This is a genomic window from Mesorhizobium sp. M3A.F.Ca.ET.175.01.1.1, from assembly GCF_004791945.1.
In the GTDB taxonomy this organism is placed as follows: Bacteria; Pseudomonadota; Alphaproteobacteria; order Rhizobiales; family Rhizobiaceae; genus Mesorhizobium.
The window spans coordinates 38,060-63,113 of record NZ_SRTP01000003.1 but is presented as its reverse complement, the minus strand read 5'-3'; the positions used below and the strand labels follow the sequence as shown (position 1 = coordinate 63,113).

Annotated in this window: 21 protein-coding genes; 8 read left to right on the top strand and 13 right to left on the bottom strand. The window is 63.4% G+C overall.

The window, feature by feature from the left end:
- Positions 1 to 133 precede the first annotated feature (133 nt).
- Complete coding sequence (locus EN818_RS08285; protein ID WP_135904215.1) at positions 134 to 1,846, top strand: HAD family hydrolase; 1,713 nt, start codon at positions 134 to 136, stop codon at positions 1,844 to 1,846.
- A gap of 51 nt (positions 1,847 to 1,897) precedes the next feature.
- On the opposite strand, the gene EN818_RS08280 is transcribed toward EN818_RS08285, so the two are convergent.
- The 8 genes from EN818_RS08280 to EN818_RS08245 all read right to left on the bottom strand — a co-directional run bounded on the left by EN818_RS08280 (position 1,898) and on the right by EN818_RS08245 (position 11,261).
- A complete protein-coding gene (locus tag EN818_RS08280; RefSeq protein ID WP_095805592.1) occupies positions 1,898 to 2,236 on the bottom strand; it encodes a hypothetical protein in 339 nt (112 codons plus the stop codon).
- Between the two features lie 18 nt (positions 2,237 to 2,254).
- On the bottom strand, positions 2,255 to 2,815 hold the full coding sequence (locus EN818_RS08275; protein ID WP_176478349.1) for an ATP-binding protein: 561 nt from the start codon (positions 2,813 to 2,815) through the stop codon (positions 2,255 to 2,257).
- A 2-nt stretch (positions 2,816 to 2,817) separates the two neighbouring features.
- Positions 2,818 to 5,178 (bottom strand): SpoIIE family protein phosphatase, encoded by a 2,361-nt coding sequence (locus tag EN818_RS08270; protein ID WP_135904212.1) that lies wholly within the window; start codon positions 5,176 to 5,178, stop codon positions 2,818 to 2,820.
- Positions 5,175 to 6,353 (bottom strand): class I SAM-dependent methyltransferase, encoded by a 1,179-nt coding sequence (locus tag EN818_RS08265; RefSeq protein ID WP_095805589.1) that lies wholly within the window; start codon positions 6,351 to 6,353, stop codon positions 5,175 to 5,177. The genes EN818_RS08270 and EN818_RS08265 overlap by 4 nt, the downstream gene beginning before the upstream one ends.
- Before the next feature lie 2 nt (positions 6,354 to 6,355).
- Positions 6,356 to 6,868: a ubiquinone biosynthesis methyltransferase UbiE gene (locus EN818_RS08260; RefSeq protein WP_135904481.1), complete on the bottom strand. Its 513-nt coding sequence runs from the start codon at positions 6,866 to 6,868 to the stop codon at positions 6,356 to 6,358.
- Between the two features lie 129 nt (positions 6,869 to 6,997).
- The gene (locus EN818_RS08255; protein WP_245518802.1) at positions 6,998 to 8,647 is read right to left on the bottom strand and encodes an EAL domain-containing protein; all 1,650 of its coding nucleotides are present in this window, start codon (positions 8,645 to 8,647) and stop codon (positions 6,998 to 7,000) included.
- 371 nt (positions 8,648 to 9,018) lie between these two features.
- Positions 9,019 to 9,633: an RNA ligase family protein gene (locus tag EN818_RS08250; RefSeq protein WP_135904208.1), complete on the bottom strand. Its 615-nt coding sequence runs from the start codon at positions 9,631 to 9,633 to the stop codon at positions 9,019 to 9,021.
- A 485-nt stretch (positions 9,634 to 10,118) separates the two neighbouring features.
- Positions 10,119 to 11,261: a helix-turn-helix domain-containing protein gene (locus EN818_RS08245; RefSeq protein ID WP_135904206.1), complete on the bottom strand. Its 1,143-nt coding sequence runs from the start codon at positions 11,259 to 11,261 to the stop codon at positions 10,119 to 10,121.
- A 228-nt stretch (positions 11,262 to 11,489) separates the two neighbouring features.
- Here EN818_RS08245 and EN818_RS08240 point away from each other — a divergent pair, with 228 nt between their 5' ends.
- Entirely contained in the window at positions 11,490 to 11,792 is a 303-nt protein-coding gene (locus EN818_RS08240; RefSeq protein WP_129553041.1) for a hypothetical protein, read from the top strand.
- A 49-nt stretch (positions 11,793 to 11,841) separates the two neighbouring features.
- On the opposite strand, the gene smc is transcribed toward EN818_RS08240, so the two are convergent.
- The 3 genes from smc to EN818_RS08225 form a co-directional block, all read right to left on the bottom strand.
- Positions 11,842 to 15,300 carry a chromosome segregation protein SMC gene (gene smc / locus EN818_RS08235; protein WP_135904204.1) on the bottom strand — a complete coding sequence of 1,153 codons (3,459 nt, stop codon included), beginning with the start codon at positions 15,298 to 15,300 and terminating at the stop codon, positions 11,842 to 11,844.
- Between the two features lie 117 nt (positions 15,301 to 15,417).
- Positions 15,418 to 16,161, bottom strand: a complete 744-nt coding sequence (locus EN818_RS08230; RefSeq protein WP_135904202.1) for a DsbA family protein — start codon at positions 16,159 to 16,161, stop codon at positions 15,418 to 15,420.
- A 198-nt stretch (positions 16,162 to 16,359) separates the two neighbouring features.
- A complete protein-coding gene (locus EN818_RS08225; RefSeq protein WP_129553044.1) occupies positions 16,360 to 16,860 on the bottom strand; it encodes a DUF721 domain-containing protein in 501 nt (166 codons plus the stop codon).
- Between the two features lie 32 nt (positions 16,861 to 16,892).
- On the opposite strand from EN818_RS08225, the gene mutY reads away from it, so the two are divergent.
- Both mutY and EN818_RS08215 read left to right on the top strand, forming a co-directional pair.
- Positions 16,893 to 18,014 (top strand): A/G-specific adenine glycosylase, encoded by a 1,122-nt coding sequence (gene mutY / locus EN818_RS08220; RefSeq protein ID WP_135904200.1) that lies wholly within the window; start codon positions 16,893 to 16,895, stop codon positions 18,012 to 18,014.
- A 10-nt stretch (positions 18,015 to 18,024) separates the two neighbouring features.
- Positions 18,025 to 18,636, top strand: a complete 612-nt coding sequence (locus EN818_RS08215) for an HAD family phosphatase (RefSeq protein WP_095805581.1) — start codon at positions 18,025 to 18,027, stop codon at positions 18,634 to 18,636.
- Positions 18,637 to 18,785: 149 nt separating this feature from the next.
- Here the strand turns inward: EN818_RS08215 and EN818_RS08210 are convergent, their stop codons facing one another.
- Positions 18,786 to 19,919 carry a site-specific DNA-methyltransferase gene (locus tag EN818_RS08210; protein ID WP_095805580.1) on the bottom strand — a complete coding sequence of 378 codons (1,134 nt, stop codon included), beginning with the start codon at positions 19,917 to 19,919 and terminating at the stop codon, positions 18,786 to 18,788.
- A 170-nt stretch (positions 19,920 to 20,089) separates the two neighbouring features.
- Here EN818_RS08210 and EN818_RS08205 point away from each other — a divergent pair, with 170 nt between their 5' ends.
- The gene (locus EN818_RS08205) at positions 20,090 to 20,779 is read left to right on the top strand and encodes an HAD family phosphatase (protein WP_135904198.1); all 690 of its coding nucleotides are present in this window, start codon (positions 20,090 to 20,092) and stop codon (positions 20,777 to 20,779) included.
- Positions 20,780 to 20,877: 98 nt separating this feature from the next.
- Here EN818_RS08205 and EN818_RS08200 read toward each other — a convergent pair whose 3' ends face one another.
- Positions 20,878 to 21,609: a hypothetical protein gene (locus EN818_RS08200; protein WP_095805578.1), complete on the bottom strand. Its 732-nt coding sequence runs from the start codon at positions 21,607 to 21,609 to the stop codon at positions 20,878 to 20,880.
- 129 nt (positions 21,610 to 21,738) lie between these two features.
- Here EN818_RS08200 and thrC point away from each other — a divergent pair, with 129 nt between their 5' ends.
- The 3 genes from thrC to EN818_RS08185 are packed head-to-tail and all read left to right on the top strand — an operon-like array spanning position 21,739 to position 25,054.
- Positions 21,739 to 23,136, top strand: coding sequence for a threonine synthase (gene thrC / locus EN818_RS08195; RefSeq protein ID WP_135904196.1), 1,398 nt, complete (start codon positions 21,739 to 21,741; stop codon positions 23,134 to 23,136).
- Positions 23,137 to 23,150: 14 nt separating this feature from the next.
- On the top strand, positions 23,151 to 24,443 hold the full coding sequence (locus EN818_RS08190) for a pitrilysin family protein (RefSeq protein WP_135904194.1): 1,293 nt from the start codon (positions 23,151 to 23,153) through the stop codon (positions 24,441 to 24,443).
- Between the two features lie 14 nt (positions 24,444 to 24,457).
- Positions 24,458 to 25,054, top strand: a complete 597-nt coding sequence (locus tag EN818_RS08185) for a GNAT family protein (RefSeq protein WP_095805575.1) — start codon at positions 24,458 to 24,460, stop codon at positions 25,052 to 25,054.

The window sequence follows — 25,054 nt, the reverse complement described above, 5'->3', positions numbered from 1 at the left end:
ATTTCGGTGCACCCTGCTGGGCACGTGCGGAATGCGCCCCACAGCCTAAACTTTTTCCGCAGACACGCGTTGTTGTTCGTCAGGCCGGCTCCTGCCGGCTCTTCGAGCGCGGCCAGCGGAGAGGGCAAAACCGATGTATTTCATGGCCTTGGCCACCGACTATGACGGCACGCTGGCGCATGACGGGCTGGTGACCGCAAGCACCGTCTCGGCGCTGGAGAAGCTGAAGAAATCCGGCCGCAAGCTCATCCTGGTAACCGGTCGCGAGCTGCCCGATCTCAAGGAGGTGTTTCCCGAGATCGGCCTGTTCGACAAGGTCGTCGCCGAAAACGGGGCGCTGATCTACACGCCGGCGAGCGAGGAAGAGCGCACGATCTGCCCCTCTCCGTCCACCGATCTCGTCGACAGGCTCAAGAAGCGCGGCGTCAAGCCGCTCTCGGTCGGGCGCTCGATCGTTGCCACATGGGAACCGCACCAGGCCACGGTCCTCGACGTCATCAAGAACCTCGGGCTGGAGCTGGAGATCATCTTCAACAAGGGCGCGGTGATGATCCTGCCCAGCGGCATCAACAAGGCAACGGGGCTCGCGGCCGCGCTTCAGGACCTCAGGCTCTCGCCGCACAATGTGCTCGGCGTCGGCGATGCCGAGAACGACCATGCCTTCCTCAGAGCTTCGGGCTGCAGCGTCGCGGTCGCCAATGCGCTGCCGGCTGTCAAGGACACGGCCGACCTCGTCACGAAGGGCACCCGCGGAAAGGGGGTCGAGGAGCTGATCCGCAAGCTGGTCAAGCTCGATCATCTGATCGCCCGAAAACGCTTGCGCGGCATCCTGCTGGGAACGGCGCGCGGCAAGAAGGTCCACCTGTCGCCCGTCGAGACGGTCCTGATCGCCGGCAGTTCCGGCATCGGCAAATCCACCCTGGCAACGGCGCTTACCGAGCGGCTCATGGAACAGGGCCTGCAGTTCTGCATCTTCGACCCGGAAGGCGATTATGACGGCCTGCAGGGCGCAGTGCCGCTCGGCGACGGGTCGAGCGCGCCGAGCAAGGACCAGTTGCTGGAATTGATCGAGAAGCCCGACACCAATGTCGTGGTCAAAGGGCTGGCGCTGAAGGTCGACGAGCGGCCGGACTTCTTCGCCGAGCTGCTGCCCGGGCTCGGCAGCGCTCGCTACCGCACCGCAAGACCGCATTGGCTGATCATCGACGAGGCGCACCATCTGCTGCCGAAGCGGCGCGAGGATACCCGCGCGGTGCTCTCGCTGGAGCTGCCGGGCACCGTCTTGATCACCGTGCACCCGGAGGCGATCTCGACGGACGCACTGCGCCTGGTGACGGCAGTGATCGCACTCGGCCCGAAGGCGAAGGGCGTCATCAAGACCTTCTGCAAGGAGACCGGGCTGGATGCGCCCAAGAGCATTCCCGCGCCAAAAGGGGATCGCGTGCTGCTCTGGCGGCCGCATGACGGCAAGAAGCCTTTTACCGTCAAGGCGGTCGAGCCCAGCCAGTCGCTGAAGCGGCACAGCCGCAAATATGCCGAAGGCGAGCTCGACGAGGCCGGGAGCTTCTATTTCACCGGGCCGAAGAAGGCGATGAACCTGCGAGCCCACAATCTGATCATCTTCGCGCAGATGGCGGAAGGCATCGACGACAAGACGTGGATGCATCATCTGCGCGCCGGCGATTATTCCAAATGGTTCCGCCAGCAGATCAGGGACAAGGAACTCGCCCGCGAGACGGCCGAGGCCGAGAAGGACGAGGCGCTCTCGGCTGAGGAGAGCCGCAAGCGCGTGCTCGACGCCGTACGCCGCCGCTACACGGCACCGGCGACCGCCCCGGAAAACTAGGACGGCCTGCACACCTCAGGTGCCGGGTGGGCGCGCGTCTTCGACCACAGGTCAGTTCATCAAAAGCACCAGGGCCGGATGCAGCTTCTTCAGATTCGGCAACGACTTCGATTGCCAGGGTATGTCGGGCGTTCCGCGCACGATGAGTTGAACATCGGGATGCTTGCGTACCTCGATGGTGAACTTCGCCAGCATGTTGATGCCGGACGAGTTGAGGAAATGAAGGTCCTTCAGGTTGAGCGTAATGGACAGGGGATTGGCGGCAAGAACGCTGCTCGCCAAGGCCATGACCGGTGCCCCGGCCTCGGAACTGGCAAGCCGCATCGCACCGTCAAAAAAGATATCGCTTCCTTCATTCCAAACCCGGTAATCGTCCGTCTTGATTTCCATTGAGTGGCTTCATCTCATCTAGTTGTGAGTTTGCGAGATCGGTATGGAGGCATACGTCTCCAGGCAAATCCGATCGCTTTCGTCGGCAGCGCTGAATATCCAAGCAAGTCGTGCGCCATAATCGCTCATCAATGTCAGCAATCCCAGTCCGGAGCCTCCCACGTCGGGATTCGCGGCGTTCGCTTCGATGCGCTGTATCAGCAAGTCTCCGGGATCGCCAACCGTGATGTCCGCCAGGAGGCTTTGGAACTGAGAGGCGACTTCGCAGACGACGTCGTTCGACACCTTGAGCTTGAAGCACTCCGGATCCATCGATGCCTCGATCACGATCTCGCCCGGCGCGCGAAACTTGACGGCATTTTCGATGAGCTCGTTGACCAGATATCCGATGCTGTGCCGCACTTCCATGTAGTCGTTGCGGGAGGAACGGAAGCGCAACGCGAAGAGATCGGCGATGAAGTCCGACGTGGTCGCGCAGTGACGCCAGCTCAGGTCGAGCGGGCCATCGAAGAGCCGCACCCGGCTGACGCTCTCCTTCATCCCGATTGCAATGTCTGGGGTACCGAACAGCGTTGTCATGTCTATGTGCGCCTTATGATCACGAGAGTGATGTCGTCGTGGATCTTCTGCATGCCGATGTGGGCCATCAGATCCTCGATGATCCCGGTTTTGATTTCCTCCGCACTCCCGCCGTAACGGTTTTGCGCGCTCTGGCAGAGGCGCTCGAAGCCGAACAGTTTCTTGTCCTGGTCCTCCGCCTCGGTCACACCATCGGTGTGCAGCACAATCACGTCGCCACTGCCGAACAGGATGTCACGCGTGGCAATGTACGGCGAAATGTCGTTCTCCAGGCCAACCGGCAGACCGAGATCGATCGTGTCGATACGCTCGACTTCGCCGGCCGCGCGGACGACGAGAACGTCCTCGTGCTGGCCGGACAGCGTCACCCGCTCATCCTCGAAGTCAAGGAAGGCGAGCGACAGATGCTTGCCGGTGTTGGTCCGTTCGATGTTCTTGTAGATCGCTCTGTTCAGGCGATCCAAGAACCGGTGCGGATCCCCTTCGTTGGTCTCCTGCAGCGCGCGGGCAACGGATTGGACCATCAGCATCAGCACGCCGCTCTCGAGACCATGCCCGGTCACGTCGCCGATGCCGATCTTGACCCGCGATCCGTTCTGCAGCACGTCGTAATAGTCGCCGCCGACCTCGTCGGCCGGCCGCATATAGGCCGCGATCTCCAGTCCCGGGATCGCTTCGAGCTCGAAGGGTTTCGGCAGGACCATCATCTGGATCTGCTTGGCCACCGCGAGCTCGGCGCCGAGGCGGACGTTCTCGTCGCGCAGCTTTTCGTTGAGCGCGGATATCTCCTGATTTGCGTCGCCGAGCTCCCGGGTTCGTTCGTCGACGAGTTGCTCGAGGTTTTCCGTGTGGAAGCTGATCTGCTCGGCCATGCGGTTGAAGGCCACTCCCACCGCTCCAACCTCGTCACGCGTCGGAATGCTCACGCGCACCGAATAGTCCTTGGAGCGGAGCTGCTGGGCGGCGCTGGCAAGCGCCCTGAGGCCGGCGGTGATGCGCTTCGAAATTCCGAGCACGGCCGCAAAGACAATCAACAGCGAAACGACGATGGCAGCGATCTGGAAGAACAGGATGCGATTGGTTGCGCGCGAAATGCTGTCCTGCGCGGCGAACAGGGAGGCATAGATCTCCCGTTCGGGAACGACGATCCCGACCGACATCGTCTCGGACTTGATCGGGCCCGAACTCCACAAATTGGTCGGCTTCAATTGCCTGAGGACGACGATGTAGGGCACGCGTTCGCCCTTGTTGTCGAGCATGATGTGCTGAATGACGCCGTCATTCTTCTGGTCGAGAGGCAGCGACGCGATCGCCGGCTGCGAGCTTCCCCTCAGTGACCGCTCCAAACCGGTGACGCCCTGCGTGCCCGCATCGCTCGACGATTTCAGGCCGATGATCGCCTGCCCCGACGGATTGATCGCCACCACGTTGCCATTCGACATCGTCAGGAAGCCGAAGCCGGTCTCGGCGATCTTCACGCTTTGAACGACTTCCGCGAGCTGATCGAGCGTGATGTCAGCCCCCGCAGTGCCGGCGACGCCGCTGCGATCGCGCGTCCACAACGGGTGGAAGAAGCTGACGATCAGCTTTCCCGTGATCGCGTCGGTGTAAGGCGCTGTCTGGGTAATGTCGTCGGAGACCGGACGCGAGGCCGGATCCCGGGCCCATTGCTGCCACGACCCGTAGATCCCGGGAAAGAAGAACTCCCAGAATTCCGCCTTGTTGTGGCCCGGATAGAGGCGGTCGAAGGTCTGCGCCTGGTCCGTGTACGGCACGGTCCTGAAGATCGGCCGTTCTTTCGGACCAATATAATACATCTGCAGTTTGGACGAGCCGCTGGCCATGAGGGTCGGCGCGACGAGATCGAGCACGGTGCTGTCATCGATTTCCTGCTGAACGCTTGGCAGCGGCGTGTGGTCGGCGCCCAGCAAGTAGCCCCAGACGCTTACCACCGACGGCGCGCCCGGCAGATTCTGCGCCCAATCGCCGTGCGCGTCGTAGACGACCTTCACCGAACCGGGCGATTGCTGCGCCAGCGTCGCTCCGACCTGCTGCTGTCTGGCTGGATCGTCGATCTGGGCCTGCAGCACGCCGGCCAATGCCTTGACGTCCCCATGAACCCGGTCGAGCAGCAGGTCGACGCGCAACGCTGTCGATCGAGCGTAGGAACGTATGTATTCCTGGTTTGCCGTCGTCAGGCCTTCACCGACTTCCGACGTGGCGTCGCGCGACAGCTTCTGGACGTTCCAAAGCGCCAGACCACCGCTCACCAGAAGGTCGAAAAGGACCGCGCCACCGACGACCAACACGAATTTCGCTCGAAAGGAGCGCAGGCCGAAGCGCGATGTCCGCTCATCGGTCATTGCGGTCGTCGCCCCGACGCGACCCAGATCGGCCAAGCCGCGTAACCCTTGGGATGGAGGGCAGCGAAGATATGGTCCTGAAAACCCTGCCGGAACCGTGCGACGAACTCCGGACCGTCACCGCGTCTGGTCGCCATGTCGCCCGCATAGACATCCGCCCAGGCTGCAATGATATCGGCGAAGTCTTGCGGATCACCGTCCAGGTTGGTGACCATGAAGGTCTCGACCCGTATGTCTTCGAACCCGGCCTCGACCAGGTATCGCCGGCTCTTGGGTCCGAGCTCGACGTCCATCTCGAAATGCGCGAACAACTCCGCCACTTCGTTGTAGGTCCAGCGAATGCTTTCGGCGCGCGGCTCGCCGAGGCAATGGGAATTCTTCTCATTGGTGATGTAGACCCGCCCGCCCGGTTTGCAAATGCGGTACAGCTCCTTGAGGATGAGTTCGGGTCGGTTGAAGATCTGAAGCGAATGGCGGCAGGTGACCAGGTCGAACTGCGCTTCGTCGAGCAGCATTTCCGACGCATCGCCATAGGTATATTCGATGCCGCGGATGTCGAACTCCCGCATCATGCGCCGGGCATATTCCAGGCTCGACATGGAATGGTCGAGGGCGACGATCCGCGAGGGCTGGAACTCCTTCTGCACGAGCACGGCGAAATCACCGATCCCGCAGCAAATGTCGGCCATGACGATGCCGGGCTTCATGCCGTGCCGCGGCAAAATGGTGCGCTCGTGGCGCCAGGTCATCTTGGTCTGCGTGCGCAGGATGGGAACGAATCCGCCTTCCTCGAGGAAGCTCTGCCCCGGATAGAATACGGTGTCGTACTCCTCGACCGCTATGTTCGGTTCGATCCTGCTCAAGCGACCGAATTTTCGTGACGTCCATCCAACGACGCTGGAAGTGACGACGACGAATCTGAGATCGGGCCGTGCTCGGCAGGCGTCGATGATGATGCGCGAAAAGGCGTGGAACGCGGCGTTGTTCATCTGCGTCAGTCGCCTGACATTGATGTAGAGAACGCCTCGCACGCGGCTGATCGCATCGCGGAGCAAAGACAGGCTGGACCCAAGCTCATCGATCGCCTGAGGTCGGACCACCCCCGACAGGGAGAACTCCTGATTGTTCGCGTCGTAGTGCGCCCTGAAACGCGGGAGAAGGTCGTAGGGGCTCAATTTTACAGGCCCTCAAGCGGAAGATCGACGACAAGCTTGATGGCATCACCGTCGACCTCCTCCACACTGAGTGTCGCGTTGTAGTCGATGGCCAGTTCCAGGAGCACGACCTCCCGGCTGGGAGCGAGATCGCCAGACACGGAGTTGAGGTATCGCTCCCTGATCTCGGATCCCGCGACCTGCGCCACGGCTTCTTCATAGAACTGGCGCTCCTCCGGCACGCAAGGGAATGTCAGCTCGATCCTGTCCGTCGCGCCCTGGCGGGACACCCTGCATGCCAGTTCGCCGTCGGCATGGCGCGTGCGAAAGGCGACTTCCAGCAATTCGTTGACGGCGGAGGAAAAGAGATTCGAGTGCCGGACCGAATCCGATCTGTTCTGGCTGATCATGCGGGCCATGTAGGTCGAGACATAGTCGCAGTGTTTCCAGGCGGAGACAAAGGCTCGCATCTCCATGTCGATCTGGATCATCGGATCAAAAGTCGGCTCGCCAGCCAGGTCATGAACGGGTCCCATCGACATCCTCACTTGTTCCATTAGAATTCGAGCCCTGGCGGGCGCCGCAAGTCCCGCCTCACTGGATGAGTGGCGCGGCACCTGCCCCGATCGTTTCTATGATTCTCGACTTCATCGGGGCGCCAAGCGCTAGCCCGCCCCGTTGGTCTCCTCCATCGCTCGTCCCATCCTCAGCGGGGACCGTTGGATGAATTCGCCGACCGCCTCCGCACCGAGCGGCCGTCCGAGGAAATGCCCCTGCAGGCAATCGCAGTTTTCCTTGATCAGCCATTTTGCCTGCGCCGAATTCTCGACGCCCTCGGCGGTGACGCTTATTCCCAGGCCGTGCGCGAGATTTATGATCGATCGGACGATGGTTTGGCCTTTGCGATCGGTCTCCAGGTCAGCGATAAAGTACTTATCGATCTTCAATGTGTCGAACGGGAAGTTCTTAAGGTAGCTCAACGACGAGTAATACGTGCCGAAATCATCGAGCGAGATGCGTATCCCCAACACGTTGAGCGTATTTAGTGTGTCGATATTGTCGATCGTCTTCTCGAGAAGGACCGTTTCGGTTATCTCAAGCTCGAGCCGTTCGGCCCGAATTCCAACATCGTCGATGATCTGAGCAACGGTGTCCGTCAGCGAACCGCTAAGGAACTGAGCCGGCGACAGGTTAACCGCGACCGTCAGCGAGGCAGGCCAGGACAATGCCTGGCGGCAGGCTTCCTCGATCACCCAGCGTCCGATTTCGTCCATCAGGCCGTCGCCTTCGGCGATCGGTATGAACACGCTGGGAGGGATGATTCCGATCTCCGGGTGCCGCCAGCGCAGCAGCGCCTCGAAACCGACCACCGACGAGGGGGGCCGAACAAGCGGCTGGTACTCCAAATAGAGCTCTCCGCGCTCTAGCGCGGTTCGAAGGCTCCGCCTCAGATTCTCGCGCTGCTCCAGCATGAGCAGCATCGAACGGTTGAAGGTCCGAGCGCAGCCGCGCCCATCCGTCTTGGCTGCGTAGAGGGCGATGTCGGCGGCCTTCATCAGCTGCTCGCCATCGGTCCCATGCTCCGGCGCGAATGCAATTCCGATGCTGGAGCCAACGAATACGGGAATCCCGTTGATGACGAAGGGCTGCTTGAAGGCATCGATCAGCGATCCGGCGAGGCGCTCAGCTTCGGCGGGCTGCTCCTTTCCCAATTGGATGACGGCGAACTCGTCGCCGGCATAGCGATAGGCGGATTCGCCTTCCTGCAGCGCGTCGCGAATTCGACCTGCCGCAAGCTGAAGCAGCGTGTCGCCCGCTCCATGGCCGAGCGTGTCGTTGACCGCCTTGAAATCGTCGAGGTCGATCTGCAGCAGCGCAGCCTTCGACTTCGGTCCGCCGATGGCGGCCAGCGCCTGCTGCAGCCGCTCGCCGAATCGCCGCCTATTCTGCAGGCCGGTCAGCACATCGTGCGTCGCCTGATGGAGCAGGACCACATGCTCCTGTTCCTCGGCCGCGCTCCGCCCGCCCTGCTCCCTCGATTCGATGATTCCCACGCCATTGGCGGTGCTGAAGACGAAGACCGAGCGGGGCGCCTCGCCCGATGATCGCGACAGGTCGATGTTGGCCGGAGGGCCCCCCTGGAACACTCGAAGAAATTCGTCGCGATGCCTGGCAAGCAGGAAGGCCGGATAGATCTCCCAGATGGCGGCGCCCACCGCCGCCACGCTGCCGTACACGCCTTTGAGCGTGGCAGCACAATGCGTCAGGCGGAAATCGCGGTCATAAAACGACACGAGATCGGCGGTGTTCGCCAAGAGGTCAGCCAGAAGCGCATCGACGGCACGAGGAGCGCTTGAGGAAGGCCCTTCACTCTCCGGACCAACGCCTGATGCCTTTGGATGCAAGTGCCACCTCCGTAGGCGGTGCCAATGTGCGTCCCCCAGTTTAGGAATAGCATAACTATCTAGCTTGGCAAACTTTCAACTCGCATTGCTAACAAGCCGCGGGCCCGGCATAGTCGCGAGGAAAGCCTTGCAGTGATTGGCGGCAGCTTATCCACACGATGAACAGTCATTGTTCGTTAATAAATTGCAAATTTTCCGATAATTGGCGTCGTGCTCGAGGTGATTCGAAATATTGCGACCGATGGGCTGATTGGCGTTGGCTGCCCGCCTGGATCATGCAGTCAGCAGTTCGAAACCCGGTTTCGCGAATATTCGGCCTTCAGCCATGTTTTCGACGGTCCGCTGCTGTAGCGGCTGTCGGCCCGTTTCGAGATGACGCCACCCAGTCCTGTCTTCTCGATGGCGCGAAAGATCGCCAGAGCGTCACCCTCAAAATGCTCGCTGTATCGGATAGTGCCGACGCCAGGCTCGACCAGTTGCCGGAGCGCGTGCTTGCGCTGCAGAAGGGGCGAGGAGACAAGATCGCGACCGTCGAGATGGAGGATGTCGAAGGCGACGAACACCAGCCGGTTCGGCTCGTTCCAGATCGCGGCCTCCAGCGCAGGAGAATCGGGCGTACCCTGCTCGCCCGACACAACCATCTCGCCGTCGAGAATGGCCGCCCGGCATGGCAGTTCGACCGCCAGCGCGATGGGCCAGTATTTTGCCGTCCAGTCACGGCCGTTCTTGCTGTAGAGACGCACGCCGCCTTTATCGATGATGATTTGCGTGCGGTAGCCGTCGAGTTTGGCCTCGTGAACCCATCCCTGATCCTCGGGAGGCTGTTCGACGAGAGTTGGCATCTGCGGCGGAATGAATTCCAACCGAACGCCGGCCATCTTGGCACGCCTATTCACTTACGCCACCGCCTTTGACGGAATGGTGCTGGCGCGGTCGGCACAGGCGACTCGATATTCCCCCAACCTGGAAGATCTGCCGCCTGTGCCGTGCCCCCACTAACCCATTCTGCGACGGAATGAACTCCAGCCGGCCGCCCCCCAGCCTTGGCACGCTTACGCAATACGCCACCCCTTTTGACGGATAGCGGTGGCGCGATCGGCACAGGCTGGCTCGATATTCCCCCCCAACTTGGAAACCTGCCGCCTGTGCCGGCCCCCGCTAAGTCATGGCGAACATCTACGAACACGCCGGCCTTGTCGTTAGCTGCGCATCCAAATACTTATCCGGGCGTACATATCTCGCGATCGGCGAGGCGGTTGCCCACCGGCTGATGCAGCCGGCTCGCGCAATGGGGGATTGCGGCCTCACGGCCACAGGCGTTCCACACGGCATTGCATGGCGCATAAGCACCAGGCGATCTCAATCACCACGGTTCTCTGGCTCAGCTTCCGAGCGCCTTGAGCCAACCTTCAAACGAGGCGGCCTTCTTTTGTTCAGCAAGCGAAACAGGCTGGGCGGGGCGCGGCAGCACCACGCTGCTGCGGACCTCGCGGGGGCTGTAGCCAAATTCCTTGCTGAATGCCCGGCTGAAATTGGCAGCGGAACTGAACCCGACGGCTTCGGCGATAGCGACAATGCGCCGGCTGTCCGCCGGATCGCTGAGTGCGACATGAGCTGCCAAAAGCCGGCGACTTTGAATGTAGTGGAGGACGCCACCGCTCGGTTCGAACAACTGATAGAGACGGGAGCGTGAGACGCCGAGCGCCCGGCACATCGAATCCGGAGTGAGATGTGCCGCATCCAGATTTTGATGGACGTATCGACGCGCTCGCTCCATGAGCGCGACACTCGCCAACTGTTCGGCGGCCGCGGCATGCTCCGCAGGCGGCGCGAGGCAGGCAATGATCATGCTGCGCGTTGCGTGCACGATGCGGGGCAGATCTTCAGCCGTGAGACTGCGCAGTCTGGCTTCGATGCTGTTGATGTAGTCGGCCAGCAGGCTGGCAAGGTTGCCGGACAAAATCGAATTGTTCTTGGCGTCGAGGGTTGCCGCTGCATCGGCGAACAAATCGCGCGGCAAATAGACGAAGACACCTTCGGAATCCGTTGTCCTGCCTCGAAACGGGTAGCCAAGCGACCTGATTTCCAATTTGCCCGGCTGGCCTTCCGCGACCCGGCGATCGACCTCCGTCCATGACCGGCCATTATGCGGCAAGGCGACATACCAATGATCGATCGAGCTGGAGCGAAGCTTCGCGGCAGAACGGACATAGCTGTGTGCGGGGGCGCGCTGCTGAGCGATCAGCATGCCGCCGAGGTTCCAGGCCGTGTGCTCCGCAGGAAAGCCAGCCTCCGGCGATCTGCCATCCGGCAGCCTGATTTCGACAAGTGGCGCCATATGCGCTTGCCAGGCGGGGAATTGATCCTCCGGCGTCAGTTCGAGTGTTGAAAAATGCAGAGGCTCGAGTGCCGGCGCGATTGACGGGGCTGCCTCGTTGGGAGGTTGCGCTTCGCGCGGCCAACGACGTCGATCACGACCCGGCCCCTGCTTCGCAAGCGCCTCGTCTTGCTTCTTAGCGTCCATCGCGTGGTGCCATATCCGAATCGATATGCCCCTGCCCTCTCAATCATGTGATGTATCTGGGTAGTCTGGCAAGACTTTCAAACCTGGAGCTGACCGAGGCGGGGATCACGCGGGATGGCAGTAAGAAATGCATGCCGGGATAAGTTTCTGGATGCGGCGCTAACGACATTGTTGACCCGACGCGCATAGATTCATGCATCGTGAAAGGGCAGTCGAGGAGACCACAACATGAACGCGAAGCTTACAGGAGAAGCTCGTCGCAAGATAATTCTTGATGGATACGTTAATAACGAACCCTTGAAAGATATTGCGGCCAAGCTCGGATGTTCACTTGCCAGTTTGAAGGTTAGTGCCAGCAAGCTCGGTTGCACGCGAACCCCGAAAGAGGCGGCGGCTTTTCGGCGCGGTTTCCATGTACCGGAACACAAGCGACAAGATTACTACCAGCTGATGATCGCTGGTCAGTATAGAGCACGAGAGTGCGCGCAGATTCTTGGTCTTTTGACCGTGAAACCAGCAGGCAACAAGTAAGTTAACCACACGACATTATCGGCACTTCTGACTCGAGGGCCAGCCGGCCTCAGCTCGCCTCGCGCATCGCTTCGGCCGCCTGCAGGTCGACCGAGACCAGCTGGCTGACGCCCTGCTCGGCCATGGTGACGCCGAACAGCCGGTCCATGCGCGCCATGGTGATCGGATTGTGGGTGATGATGACGAAGCGCGTCTCGGTGGTCTTGGCCATCTCATCCATCAGGTTGCAGAAGCGCTCGACATTGTGATCGTCGAGCGGCGCGTCGACCTCGTCGAGCACGCAGATCGGCGCCGGATTGGTCAGGAACACGGCGAAGATCAGCGACATGGCAGTGAGCGCCTGCTCGCCGCCGGAGAGCAGCGTCATCGTCTGCGGCTTCTTGCCGGGCGGCCGGGCGAGGATTTCGAGGCCGGCCTCGAGAGGATCCTCGGACTCGATCAGCTGAAGCTCGGCGGTGCCGCCGCCGAACAGATGTGAGAACAGCCGCTGGAAATGGCCATTGACCACCTCGAAGGCCGACAGCAGGCGTTCGCGGCCCTCGCGGTTGAGGCTCTGGATCGCTTGCCGGAGTTTGCGGATCGCCTCGATGATGTCCTCGCGCTCGGAGACGATCGTCTCCAGCCGGCCGGAGAGTTCCTTCTGCTCCTCCTCGGCACGCAGATTGACGGCGCCCAGCCTTTCGCGCTCGATCTTCAGCCGGTCGAGCTGGCGCTCCACCTCGGCCATGTCCGGCATCGGATCGTCGGCTTCCAGCCCGGTGTGCTTGATGACCAGGTGCGGCGGCGTGTTCAGCGCTTCCTGGATGCGGGCCTCCACCTCGGCGCGCCGCTCGTCTGCCGCGGTCAACCGCTCCTCGGCGCGGACGCGCGTTTCGCGCGCTTCGGCAAGCGACTGGATGGCGGCGGTCGCCGCCTTGTCGAGCTCGGCCTGCTTGTTCTCCGCCTCCTGCAGGCGGTCGCCGGCCGCCTGGCGCAGCGTTTCGGCCTCCGACAGCTGCGACAGCAGCGCGCGGCGTTTGGCGTCGATCTCGTCAGGGGCGTCGGCCAGCCTCTCGCGCTCGGCTTCGGCTTCCGCCTTGCGCTCGCCAAGGGCGGTTATCTGCGTGGAGGCATTCTCGGCGCGCTCAAGCCAGTTCTTACGCTCGGTGCCGATGGCGTCGAGCCGGCGCATGCGCGCCTCTGCCTCGCGGCGCAGGCCTTCATGCACGGCGCGCCCATCGGCAAGCGTGGCACGGTCGCGTGAGACATTGGCGGACGCCTGTTCGAGCTGCAGCTGCAGGTCGCCAAGGTCGGGCGCGTCCTGGAGCAGCGTCTCGGCTTCGAGGAAGGCGGCTTGCGTTTCCTCATGGCTGTCGACGATGCGGGCGCGCGCCTCGTCGAGCGCGGCGCGCCGGCTCGCCAGCTCGCCGCCGGCCTTCTCGGCTTCGGCCAGCGCGTTGCGCGCGGCGTCCAGCCCATGCTGGGCATCGCGGCCGGCCTGGCGCGCATTGCGCTCGGCCTCGCTCGCCTGGCGCATCGCCTGCTCGGCCCGGGCCAGCGCTTCCTCGGCCTCGCGCAGCACGCGGGTCGCCTGGACAGCCTCGGCATCCAGCTCGGCAAGACGGTTCTTCTGCGCCAGCCGCTGTGCGGCGGCGGTCGGGGCATCGGCGCTCGCGGTCAGACCGTCCCAGCGCCAAAGCGCGCCGTCGCGGCTGACCAGCCGCTGCCCGGGTGCAAGCAGCGCCTGAAGGCGGCGACCATCGGCCACCTCGACGATGCCGATGTGCGCCAGGCGGCGGGCAAGCTGCGCGGGCGCGCGCACCACACTGGCCAGGCTCTTTACGCCTTCGGGCAGTGCCGCATCGCCGGGCTGAACCGCGCTCTCGCCCCAGTGGGCCGGGGCGCTGCGGTCGAGCGGCACGTCGAGATCCTCGCCGAGCGCGGCGCCGAGAGCGGTCTCGTAGCCCCGCTCGACGCTGATCTGTTCCAGCACCGAGGGGAAGAGATCGCCGCTGGCGGCATTGAGTATCTTCGCCAGCGTGCGCGCTTCCGTTTCGATGCGCGCAAGCTCGGCCCTGGCATCCTGCAGCGGCGGACGCGCGGCAGTTTCGGCGGCGCGCGCCTCGGCGACCGCTTGCTCGGCGGCGATGGCGCGGGCCTCACTTTCATCGAGCCGGGCGAGCGCATCCTCGACCAGAAGCCGCTTCTCGGCCGGATCGGGCAGGCCGGAAATGCGCGCGACGATGTCGGAAAGCTCGCGATCGACCTCGGCGAGCTGGCGCGCGAAACGGTCGCGGCGCTCGGCGGTCTCGCGCAGCGTGCGCTCGATCTGGTGGCGCGAGGCAGCCGCCTCGGCGCGCTCGGCGGTCAGCGCGGCAAGCCTGGCCTCGCTCTGTGCAAGCGTCGCGCTGGCCTGCTCGAAGGCGGCGCGCGTGGTGGCCTCGCGCTCGGCCGCGCCCGCGTTCTCCGAATTGAGCTCGGCTTCCTCGGCCCGGAGGCGCTCCAGGATATCGGCATTGTCGCGCACCATCCGCTCCTCGCGGGCGATGTCGGCGTCGAGCTGCTGCAGCCGGCGTTCCAGCTCCGCCTGGCGCGAGCGGATACGGCCGGCTTCTTCCTCGATCTGCGTCTTGGCGATCGACAGGCGCTGGAAGGCGGCGGCAGCGGCGGCCTCGGCGTCGCGCAGATCCGGCAACCGGTGCGCGGCGATGCCCTGCTCCCTCGCAGCTGCCATTTGCGCGGCGGCGCGGTCACCGACCAGCGTCGTTGCCGTGGCAAGTGCCGAACGCGCCTCGCCTTCCTGGGCCTTGGCCAACGTCCAGCGCAGGTGCAGCAGTATCGCCTCGGCCTTGCGGATATCGGCCGACAGGTTCTTGAAGCGCGAAGCCTGGCGCGCCTGGCGTTTCAAGCTGTCGATCTGGCCTTCGAGCTCGCCGACGACGTCGTCCAGCCGCTCGAGGTTCTGCTCGGCGGCCTTCAGCCTGAGTTCGGCCTCGTGCCGGCGCGTGTGCAGGCCGGAAATGCCGGCGGCCTCCTCGAGCAGCGCGCGGCGGGCCTGAGGCTTGGCCTGGATAAGCTCGCCGATGCGGCCCTGGCCGACCATGGAGGGCGAGCGCGCGCCGGTCGACTGATCTGCGAACAAAAGCTGCACGTCCTTGGCACGCGCTTCCTTGCCGTTGATACGGTAGAGCGAGCCAGCCTCGCGCTCGATGCGGCGCGACACCTGCAGTTCATCGGCATCGTTGAAGGCGGCGGGCGCCGTGCGGTCTGTGTTGTCCAGGAAAAGCGTGACCTCGGCGGTGTTGCGCGCGGGCCGCGCTCCGGAGCCGGAAAAGATCACGTCGTCCATGCCCGACGCGCGCATGTTCTTGTAGGAGCTTTCGCCCATCACCCAGCGCAGCGCCTCGACAAGGTTCGACTTGCCGCAGCCGTTCGGCCCGACGATGCCGGTCAGCCCGCGTTCGATGACGAACTCGCCGGGCTCGACGAAGGACTTGAAACCGAGAAGGCGAAGGCGCGAAAACTTCATTCGCGCCGCCCCCTGAGGGTGTTCCGCAAAAGTGCTCCGCGGTTCTGCGACGAGATCCCGCGGCCAGACAAATGGGCCAGAACGCCGGGGCGCGAGCGCTTCGGCGCGGCCTGGACGTCAGAGCAGAGGGTCGATGATGGCCGACATTTCCTCAATCGACATCGCCCCTTTGTAGGTCTTTCCATTGATGAAGAAGGTCGGTGTCGAGTCGACCTTGAACTCGTCCGCTCCGCGTTTCTGGACTGCTCTCACATCGTCCAGAAGTTTCTGGTCCGTCAAGCAGGCCTCAAAGGACTCCTGTGTAAAACCGGCGAGCTTGGAAATCTGCAGCAGCGCTTCCTTGGTGTTGCTGACGCCAACCCAGCTGGGTTGCTGCTTGAACAGCACATCGACCATGGCGAAATAGTTGTCCTTGGCGCAGCGTGCCAGCATGAAGCCGGCCTCGGCGCTCGGATCGAACGGGAATTCGCGCAGGATGTAACGAGCCTTGCCGGTGTCGATGTACTTTGTCTTCAACTCGGGGAAGGTGGTCGCAGCGAAATGCGCGCAATGCGGGCAAGTCATCGACGCATATTCGACGATGGTGACCTTGGCGTCGTCCTTGCCGAGCTGCTTGTCGGGCAGCGCGCCGGGCTTGAGCAGTTCCGCCATGTCGACCGTGCCCTGCGCCTCCGGCACCTTGGCAGCCGCCGGCGTAGCCGGCTTGGCGGGTGTCGACGGATCGGCTGGCTTCGCATTGGCTGCCTTTGCCTCCTCGCCCGAGTCGCTGCATGCGGAAAGCAGCGCCACCGCCGGAACGGCGGCCAGCGTGGTCAGAAGGTTCCTGCGGGACAAGCTTTTGCCAAACGGGGCATTGTTCATGCGAATCACCTGATATCGGTTGGATTTTGCAATGCAAGGGCTAGAAAAGGCGAGAGTTGGCGCGAATTAAGGCATCGCCGTCCCCAATCCAATCGCCAAATTTTTCGGGCGCGATCACGAATACGCGATATTGAAGACAATTTTGCAGCACGCCGCATGTCTTTTCCCGACAGCGCTGCCCATTTTCGGGAGACAGGCTCACGGTCTTTTTTGTCCCATGATCGTCGCTCCAAGCCGCTCCAGGGAAGCACGCAAGCCATCGTCCTCGATCTTGCCTACGGTGCGCGCCAGCTTCGCCTTCTCGGCCTCGCTGAGCGGGCGCGGCGCCGGTTTCGGCCGGGCTTTTTGCGGCAGGACCGGCTTCTGCAGAATCCTGATGCGGCCGATCGCATTGAACCCCAGAAAGGCGTTGACGCGGTTGATGACCTCGCCGGCTTCATGCTGAAGATGGAGAGCGGCCATGCCTTCGCAGGCAATGATCAGCGTCGCCGGCTCGAAGGGGTCGTCCTCATGCAGGCGGCGCGGCCACTGGATTTTTTCCGGGCGCGAATGGGCGGCAAGCCGGGGGCCGGCGATCTCTTCCCAGGACTGCACCAGCCCGATCGAGATGCCGGCGCGCTTCTTCAGCACCGGATCGAGGATCTCGGTGGCGAGATCGCTCACCGGAACGGGATTGCCGAAGGGCCTTTTCCCTGCCATGTGCGTTTTCCAGTCCGTGACTTATCCGATCAATGGCACCGCAAGACCAGACCCGCAAGGCTACAAAATCAGGAGATGCCGGCATCGCCGCGCGCCTGCTTGCCTGGTACGACGCGCATCACCGCGACCTGCCCTGGCGCGTGACGCCCGGCGCCTTTGCGCGCGGAGCAAGATCTGACCCTTATCGCGTCTGGCTGTCCGAGGTCATGCTGCAACAGACCACGGTCGAGGCGGTAAAAGCCTATTTTCGCACCTTCGTGGAGAAATGGCCCACCGTCGAGGCGCTGGCAGCGGCGCCGGCCGAGGACGTCATGAAGGCCTGGGCCGGGCTCGGCTATTACTCCCGGGCACGCAACCTGAAAGCCTGCGCCGACCTGCTGGCTCGGCAGGGCGGCCGCTTTCCAAATACCGAGACCGGCCTGAAGGAACTGCCGGGCATCGGCACCTATACGGCGGCTGCGATCGCGGCGATCGCCTTCGACCGGCCGGCAGCGGTCGTCGACGGCAATGTCGAGCGCGTCATCTCGCGGCTTTATTCGGTTGAGACGCCGCTGAGCGAGGCGAAACCAGAGATCCGCGCGCTCGTCGAGGACTTGGTGCCAGCCAACCGGCCAGGGGACTTCGCCCAGGCGATGATGGATCTCGGCGCGACGATCTGCACACCGCGCCGGCCGCGCTGCATGCTGTGCCCGCTGCGCGAGGATTGCAGCGCCATTCTTTCAGGCGATCCGGAACGCTTCCCGGTTCGCCTGCCCAAGGACGACAGGCCGTTCAGGCGCGGTGCGGCCTTCGTTGCCGAGCGCGGCGACGGCGCCGTCCTGTTGCGCAAGCGGCCGGAGAAGGGCCTGCTCGGCGGCATGACGGAGGTGCCCACGACCGCCTGGACGGCGCGCGCGGACGGCGCCACGACCACGGATGCAGCACCCTTTCCGGCCGACTGGCAGCGCGCCGGGCGCATCGCCCATGTCTTCACCCATTTCGCGCTCGAACTCGAAGTCTTCCATGCCCACATCAAAGGTGACGCACCGGACGGATATTTCTGGTCGCTGCCCCATGCCATTTCCGGGGAAGCGCTGCCGACCGTCATGAAAAAGGTCATCGAGGCGGCCATACCGGGCGCGACCAAAAAGCGACGGCTGCACCACCCGCATTGAAAGGCAGGCAATGACTGAAATCCGCCACATCGTGTTCGACATCGGCAAGGTGCTGATCCATTACGATCCGGACCTGCCGTTCAGCCGGCTGATCCCCGATGCAGAGGAGCGCAAATGGTTCTTCGACAACGTCTGCACCAGCGCATGGAACATCGAGCAGGATCGCGGCCGGACCTGGGAAGATGCGGAAGCGTTGCTAATTGCCGAGCATCCCGACCACGCTGAAAACATCCGCAATTTCCGCCGCCACTGGCACGAGATGGTCCCGCATGCCTATGAAGACAGCGTCGCGATCATGATCGGACTGATCGAGAGCGGCCACGACGTGACCATGCTGACCAACTTCGCCGCCGACACGCTTGCCGAGGCACGCCAGCGCTTCGATTTCCTCAACCGTCCGCGCGGCGTCACCGTGTCGGGCGAGATCGGCCTGATCAAGCCGGATCGCGGCATCTACGATCATCATGTCGCGGCGTTCGGGCTCGAACCGTCGGCGACGCTGTTCATCGACGACAGCCAGAAGAATGTCGACGGCGCCAGGGCCGCCGGCTGGCAGTCGGTGCTGTTCACCGATGCCGAAACGCTCAAGCAAGACCTCAAGCGGCTGGGAATCGCGGCGTGAGTTGAATCGCTTAAAGCGCGTCGCGCTGAAACGAATTCAGGCGACGCCTTTTTTTATGGATGTCGTTGTCTCAGAACCGCGCACACTTCTGAGCGACATGCATTGGGGCGATCGGCTGGGAAATCGATTCAGCTGCGAAATTGGCGGGATCAGCCCCCTGCCCGCTCCATGCCGAGGCGAGCGATGCGGCGCAACTCGTCGATCGGGGTCAGGCCGCCGCTGCGCTCATAATGCCAGAAGGTCCAGCCATTGCAGGCGTCCAGACCCTGCACTTCCGCGCCGATCTTGTGGATCGAGCCGGCGCTGTCGCCGATGGCCAGAGTGCCGTCGGCGCGCACCTTGGCCGCCCAGCGCTTCTTGGCGTCGTAGAGCGTGGCGCCAGGCGCCACCAGGCCGGTATCGATAAGGCTGATGAAGGCGACGCGCGGCTCGGCGCGCTTGCCGGACAGCACGGTGAGGTCGGCGCCCTCCAGCGGGCGCACTGCCGCGATGCGCTGGTTGGCGGCGTCGATGTAAGCCTGCTCGCGCTCGATGCCGACGAAGTGGCGGCCGAGCCGCTTGGCGACCGCGCCCGTGGTGCCGGAGCCGAAGAAGGGATCGAGCACCACGTCGCCCGGCTTGGTCGAGGCCATCATGATGCGGGCAAGCAGCGCTTCCGGTTTCTGTGTCGGGTGCAGCTTGTTCCCGTTGTCGTCCTTCAGCCGCTCGCCGCCGGTGCAGATCGGGAACAGCCAATCGGAGCGCATCTGCAGGTCGTCATTCGAGGCCTTGAGCGCTTCGTAATTGAAGGTGTAGCCCTTGGCCTTCTGGTCGCGCGATGCCCAGATCATCGTCTCATGCGCGTTCTGGAAGCGGCGGCCGCGGAAGTTCGGCATCGGGTTGGTCTTGCGCCAGACGACGTCGTTCAAGATCCAGAAGCCGAGATCCTGCATCCTGGCGCCGACACGGAAGATGTTGTGGTAGGAGCCGATGACCCAGATGGTGCCGTTGGGCTTCAGCACGCGGCGCGCCGCGAGCAGCCAGGCGCGGGTGAAAGCGTCATAGGCTTCGAAACTCTCAAACCGGTCCCAGTCGTCGTCGACGGCGTCCACCTTGGATTGGTCGGGCCGGTGCAGGTCGCCGTCGAGCTGCAGATTGTAGGGGGGGTCGGCGAAGACGATGTCGACCGATTTTTCCGGCAGGCGCTCGAGCGCGGCGACGCAGTCGCCCTTCAGGATCGTGTCCAGCCATTCGGACTTAAGGGGAGCATGGGAAAGCTCGTCGAGAAGACGCACGGCAGACATTTGACACCCAAGGTACGCGTTACTGGTTTACTGCCCGTTATGGTTACCGATCAGCGTAAACATTCGGTGAAAGCCGCCGGCCCGCGGTCGCGGTTTGCGAAAACCGGTCCCTTGGTGTATGTCGCGCCGCTTGGGCCAGTCAGGCCATGTTCCCCCGCTATCGGATTGCCATGCCCCAGCCAAACCTTGTCATCTTCGATTGCGACGGCGTGCTCGTCGATTCCGAAATCATCGCCGCGCGCGTCGAGGCCGAGCTGCTGACGTCGGCGGGCTACGAAATCTCGGCGGAGGAGATTTCCGAGACCTATGCCGGGCTGACCTTCAAGGACATATTGATGCGGGTCGAAGAGAAGTCGCGCATCCCATTCCAGGCTTCGCTGATCGACCGAGCCGAGGAACTGGTCGACCGCAAGCTGCGCAGCGACGTGCGCATCATCGACGGCGCGCGGGAGGCGGTGGCTACCGTGACCGCGCCGCGCGCGGTGTGCTCGAATAGCCGCACGGAGCGGATCGAATTCATGCTGGAGAAGGTGCGGCTGCTGCCGTTCTTCGCCGGCCGCATCTTCTCGGGGCTGGACATCCCCAGCAAGAAGACCAAACCGGCGCCGGACGTGTTCCTGTTTGCCGCCGAAAAGCTCGGCGCGGACCCGAAGAACACTTTCGTGATCGAGGATTCCGTGCACGGCATCACCGGCGCCAGGGCGGCGGGCATGCGGGTCATCGGCTTCACCGGCGCAGGCCACAGCTATCCCGGCCACGCCGACGCGCTGACCGAGGCGGGCGCCGAGACGGTCATCCGCCGCTGGGCGGAACTGAACAGCACGATTGCCGCACTGGCGGAATGGTCGGAGCACGCCTAGGCAAGAACGAGGCGCTTTTCGTTCGGAACTTCGCAAGAGCAGGCACTTAGAGCGGCTCAGTCACTCCGTGAAAAGCTGAACCGCTCCGCCTGGGCCCGTCAGTTCGTCACCGCTACGGGCTTCTTCTTTCTCTTGGCTTTCGCCGTCGTCGCCTTCGGCGCGTTCTCGTCATAGCCGGCATAGGCCTGATAGTCCTGCGCGGCCGGCTCCGGCACTGCAACATTGGCGTCGGTGAAGACGAACTGGGTGGCAGCGGACGGATCGGTGACCTGCACCTGGTATTGGTGCAATTGCGAATAGAGCACCTCGGTGCCATGCGTGACCACGATACGGATCGGCATGGTGATCGTTCCGGGCGAGAACATCGGACCCGGCACGACCTTGCCGGCGACCGCAATCTTCATCGACAGCTGGCCGTTAGCATGGGTGCAGTCCCGCGTGACGTCGGAAATCGAAGCCTGGTAGACGATCTTCGCCGGGTCGTGGGCGGGATCGATCGGCGCGCCGTTCGGCCCGGTCTGGGCCGCCGCTGCAGCTGCCGCTTCCGCGTTCTGCGCCGGGTCGGTCTTCTTCTTCTTGACCGCACCGCCCTTGGAGTAGGTGTTGAAGAAGGCGGTGCCGTCGCGCAAGGTGACCTTGGGACAATAGGCGCGCAACTGGCTGGCAAGCACCTGGGGATCCTGCGGCGGAGGCGGCGCGGTGGGATCCTTCTTGCTGAAACCGAAGTTCAGGATACCGTTGTCGCTCGATTGGCAGCCGGCGGCGGCAAGCATAAAGCCGGCAAGCGCCAGACCCGCGACAAAACGACGGTTGACCGAATAAAACGCCATGAACTGCACTTCCCTCTCAAAAAGCCGGTGACGTATAGCAACCGCGCGGCGAAAATGCGACTGAGGCTGCTCCAAAAATTAACCAATTTGCCGTGGATGACGCCACCGGCAGAAATGGACTTGTAAGCGATGCATTATGTGAGTACCCGCGGGGATGCCCCCGTCCTTGGATTTTCCGACGCGGTGCTGGCCGGTCTAGCGCGCGACGGCGGACTTTATGTGCCGCGTGAATGGCCGCAATTCTCGGCGGCCGATATCCGCGCCATGCGCGGTCTTTCCTACCCGGACCTCGCCATCCGCGTGCTGACGCCGTTCCTCGGCGGCGAGATCGCGGCGCCTGTGTTCGAGCGTCTGGTGCGGGAAGCCTATACCACCTTCCGCCACGATGCCGTCTGCCCGCTGGTCCAGACCGGCGCCAACAGCTTCATCCTGGAACTGTTCCACGGCCCGACGCTGGCCTTCAAGGACGTGGCGATGCAGTTGCTTGCCCGGCTGATGGACCATGTGCTGGCCGAGCGCGGCCAGCGCGCGACGATTGTCGGAGCCACCTCCGGCGATACGGGGGGCGCGGCCATCGATGCCTTCGCCGGCCGGGACCGCACCGACATCTTCATCCTCTTTCCGCACGGCAAGGTGTCGCCAGTTCAGCAGCGGCAGATGACGACGTCGACTGGCGCCAACGTGCATGCGCTGTCGATCGAAGGCAATTTCGACGATTGCCAGGGCCTGGTGAAGGACATGTTCAACGACCATGGCTTTCGCGACCGCGTTTCGCTGTCGGGCGTGAATTCGATCAACTGGGCCCGGATCATGGCCCAGATCGTCTATTATTTTTCTTCGGCGCTGTCGCTCGGCGGGCCGGACCGGCCGGTGTCGTTCACGGTGCCGACCGGCAATTTCGGCGACATTTTCGCCGGCTTCGCTGCCAAGCGCATGGGGCTGCCGATCGAGAGGCTGATCATCGCCACCAATGACAACGACATTCTGGCGCGCACGCTGGCAACCGGCGAATACCGCACCAAGGGCGTGTTCGCCACCACCTCGCCGTCGATGGACATCCAGGTGTCGTCCAACTTCGAGCGCCTGCTGTTCGAGGCCGCGGGCCGCGACGCCGCGACGGTCAGGCGCTACATGAACGGGCTGAAGCAGTCGGGTGCCTTCACCGTCGAGGCCGGCGAAATGGCCTTGATCCGCGCTGAATTCGATGCCGGCCGGGCCGATGTCGGCGAGGTCGCCGCAACCATCCGTTCGACGCTCGAAGCGAGCAGCTATCTGCTCGATCCGCACACGGCGGCGGCCGTGCATGTCGCCGCCGCCTACCCCTCGGGCGCAGTGCCGATGGTGGTGCTCGGCACCGCCCATCCGGCAAAGTTCCCGGCGGCGGTCGAAGCCGCCAGCGGCATTGTGCCTGCGCTCCCCGCATGGCTCGGCGGCTTGATGACAGCCGACGAAAAATACACGATACTTCCCTCCGACCTGAAAATGGTGGAAGATTACGTGGGCCGCCACACGCGGGCGGCACGTTAGGGAGTAGTTGCCATATGGGTGTTGAGGTAAGCCGTCTGTCGAACGGCCTGACAGTCGCCACCGAAACCCTTCCAAGCCTCGAATCCGTTGCCCTAGGCGCCTGGGTGAAGTCGGGCGCCCGCAATGAACGCGACGACGAGCATGGCATGGCCCACCTGCTCGAGCATATGGCGTTCAAGGGAACGAAGCGGCGGAGCGCCTTCCAGATCGCCTCGGAAATCGAGAATGTCGGCGGCGAGATCAACGCAGCGACGAGCGTCGAGACCACCTCCTATTACGCCAGGGTTCTCTCCGACGACGTGCCGTTGGCCGTGGATATCCTGGCCGATATCCTGCAGGAGTCCGAGTTCGATCCGGAAGAGCTGGAGCGCGAGCAGCATGTGATCCTGCAGGAGATCGGCGCCGCGCACGACACGCCGGACGACATCGTCTTCGACCGTTTCACCGAGACCGCCTTCCGCCATCAGACGATCGGCCGCTCCATCCTCGGTACGCCGGAGACGGTCAAATCCTTCACTTCCAAGCAGTTGCACGATTTCATCGAACGGCAATACGGCGCCGAGCGCATGGTGATCGTGGGTGCTGGCGACATCAAGCATGACAATTTCGTGCGCGAGGTCGAAAAGCAGCTCGGCGGCTTCCGCGCCAAGGCCAACAGCACCATGCCGCAATACGCCCAATATGTCGGCGGCGACTTCCGCGAGGACCGCGACCTGATGGACGCGCAGATCGTGCTCGGCTTCGAGGGCCGCGCCTACCATGTGCGCGACTTCTACGCCTCGCAGGTGCTGTCGATGATCCTCGGCGGCGGCATGTCTTCGAGGCTGTTCCAGGAGGTGCGCGAGAAGCGCGGCCTCTGCTACTCCGTCTATGCCTTCCATTGGGGTTTTTCGGACACCGGCATCTTCGGCGTCCACGCCGCGACCGGACAGAGCGACGTCGCCAAGCTGGTGCCGGTCATCATCGACGAATTGCAGAAGGCCGGCGAAAACATCCTGCAGGAAGAGCTCGACCGGGCACGCGCGCAGTACCGCGCCGGGCTGATCATGTCGGCGGAAAGCCCGGCCAGCCGTGCCTCGCAGATCGCGCGCCAGTTGCTTTTGTTCGGCCGGCCGATCGTCAAGGAGGAATTGATGGAGCGCTTGGCGGCGCTCACCGTCGAGCGACTGACGGATCTGTCGTCACGGCTGTTCTCGACCAAGCCGACGCTGACCGCCGTCGGCCCCGTGGGCACGCTGGCGCCCTACGAGGCGATCCTCGATTCGCTTTCGGGTCCGCAGACCACGGCCCGCAAGCTCGCCGTCTAACCCCGCAAAGAGCCGTGTTCGCGCTCCCTTTCTTTCGCCGCGACCTGCCGGCACTGAAGGGCGACAAGGTGACGCTGCGCGTGCCGCTGACCAACGATTATCGCGAATGGTCGACGGTACGCGGCGAAAGCCGCGCCTTTCTGGAACCGTGGGAGCCACGGTGGCAGCCGGACGAGCTGGATCGGACGGCATGGCGGCTGCGCATCAGCCGCTACCGCGAGGACTATGCGCAAGGCACTGCCATCGCCTTCTTCATCTTCGAGAAGTCGAGCGGCAAGCTCGCCGGCGGCATCACGCTCGGCAACATTCGTCACGGCGTCGCGCAAAGCGGCCACATCGGCTACTGGATCGGCGAGCGCTATGGCGGGCGCGGACTGATGACGGAAGCGGTCAAGCTGGTGTCGCGCTTTGCCTTCGATACGCTGAGGTTGCACCGGATCGAGGCTGCCTGTATTCCCGACAATGCCCGTTCGATCCGCGTGCTTGAAAAAGCCGGATTCCGGCGCGAAGGGCTTCTTCGATCCTATCTCAGGATCAACGGGATCTGGCAGGATCATTACCTCTACGCGCGGATCGCGGACGATCCGCCGTGCGATGGAACGAAGGGCTGA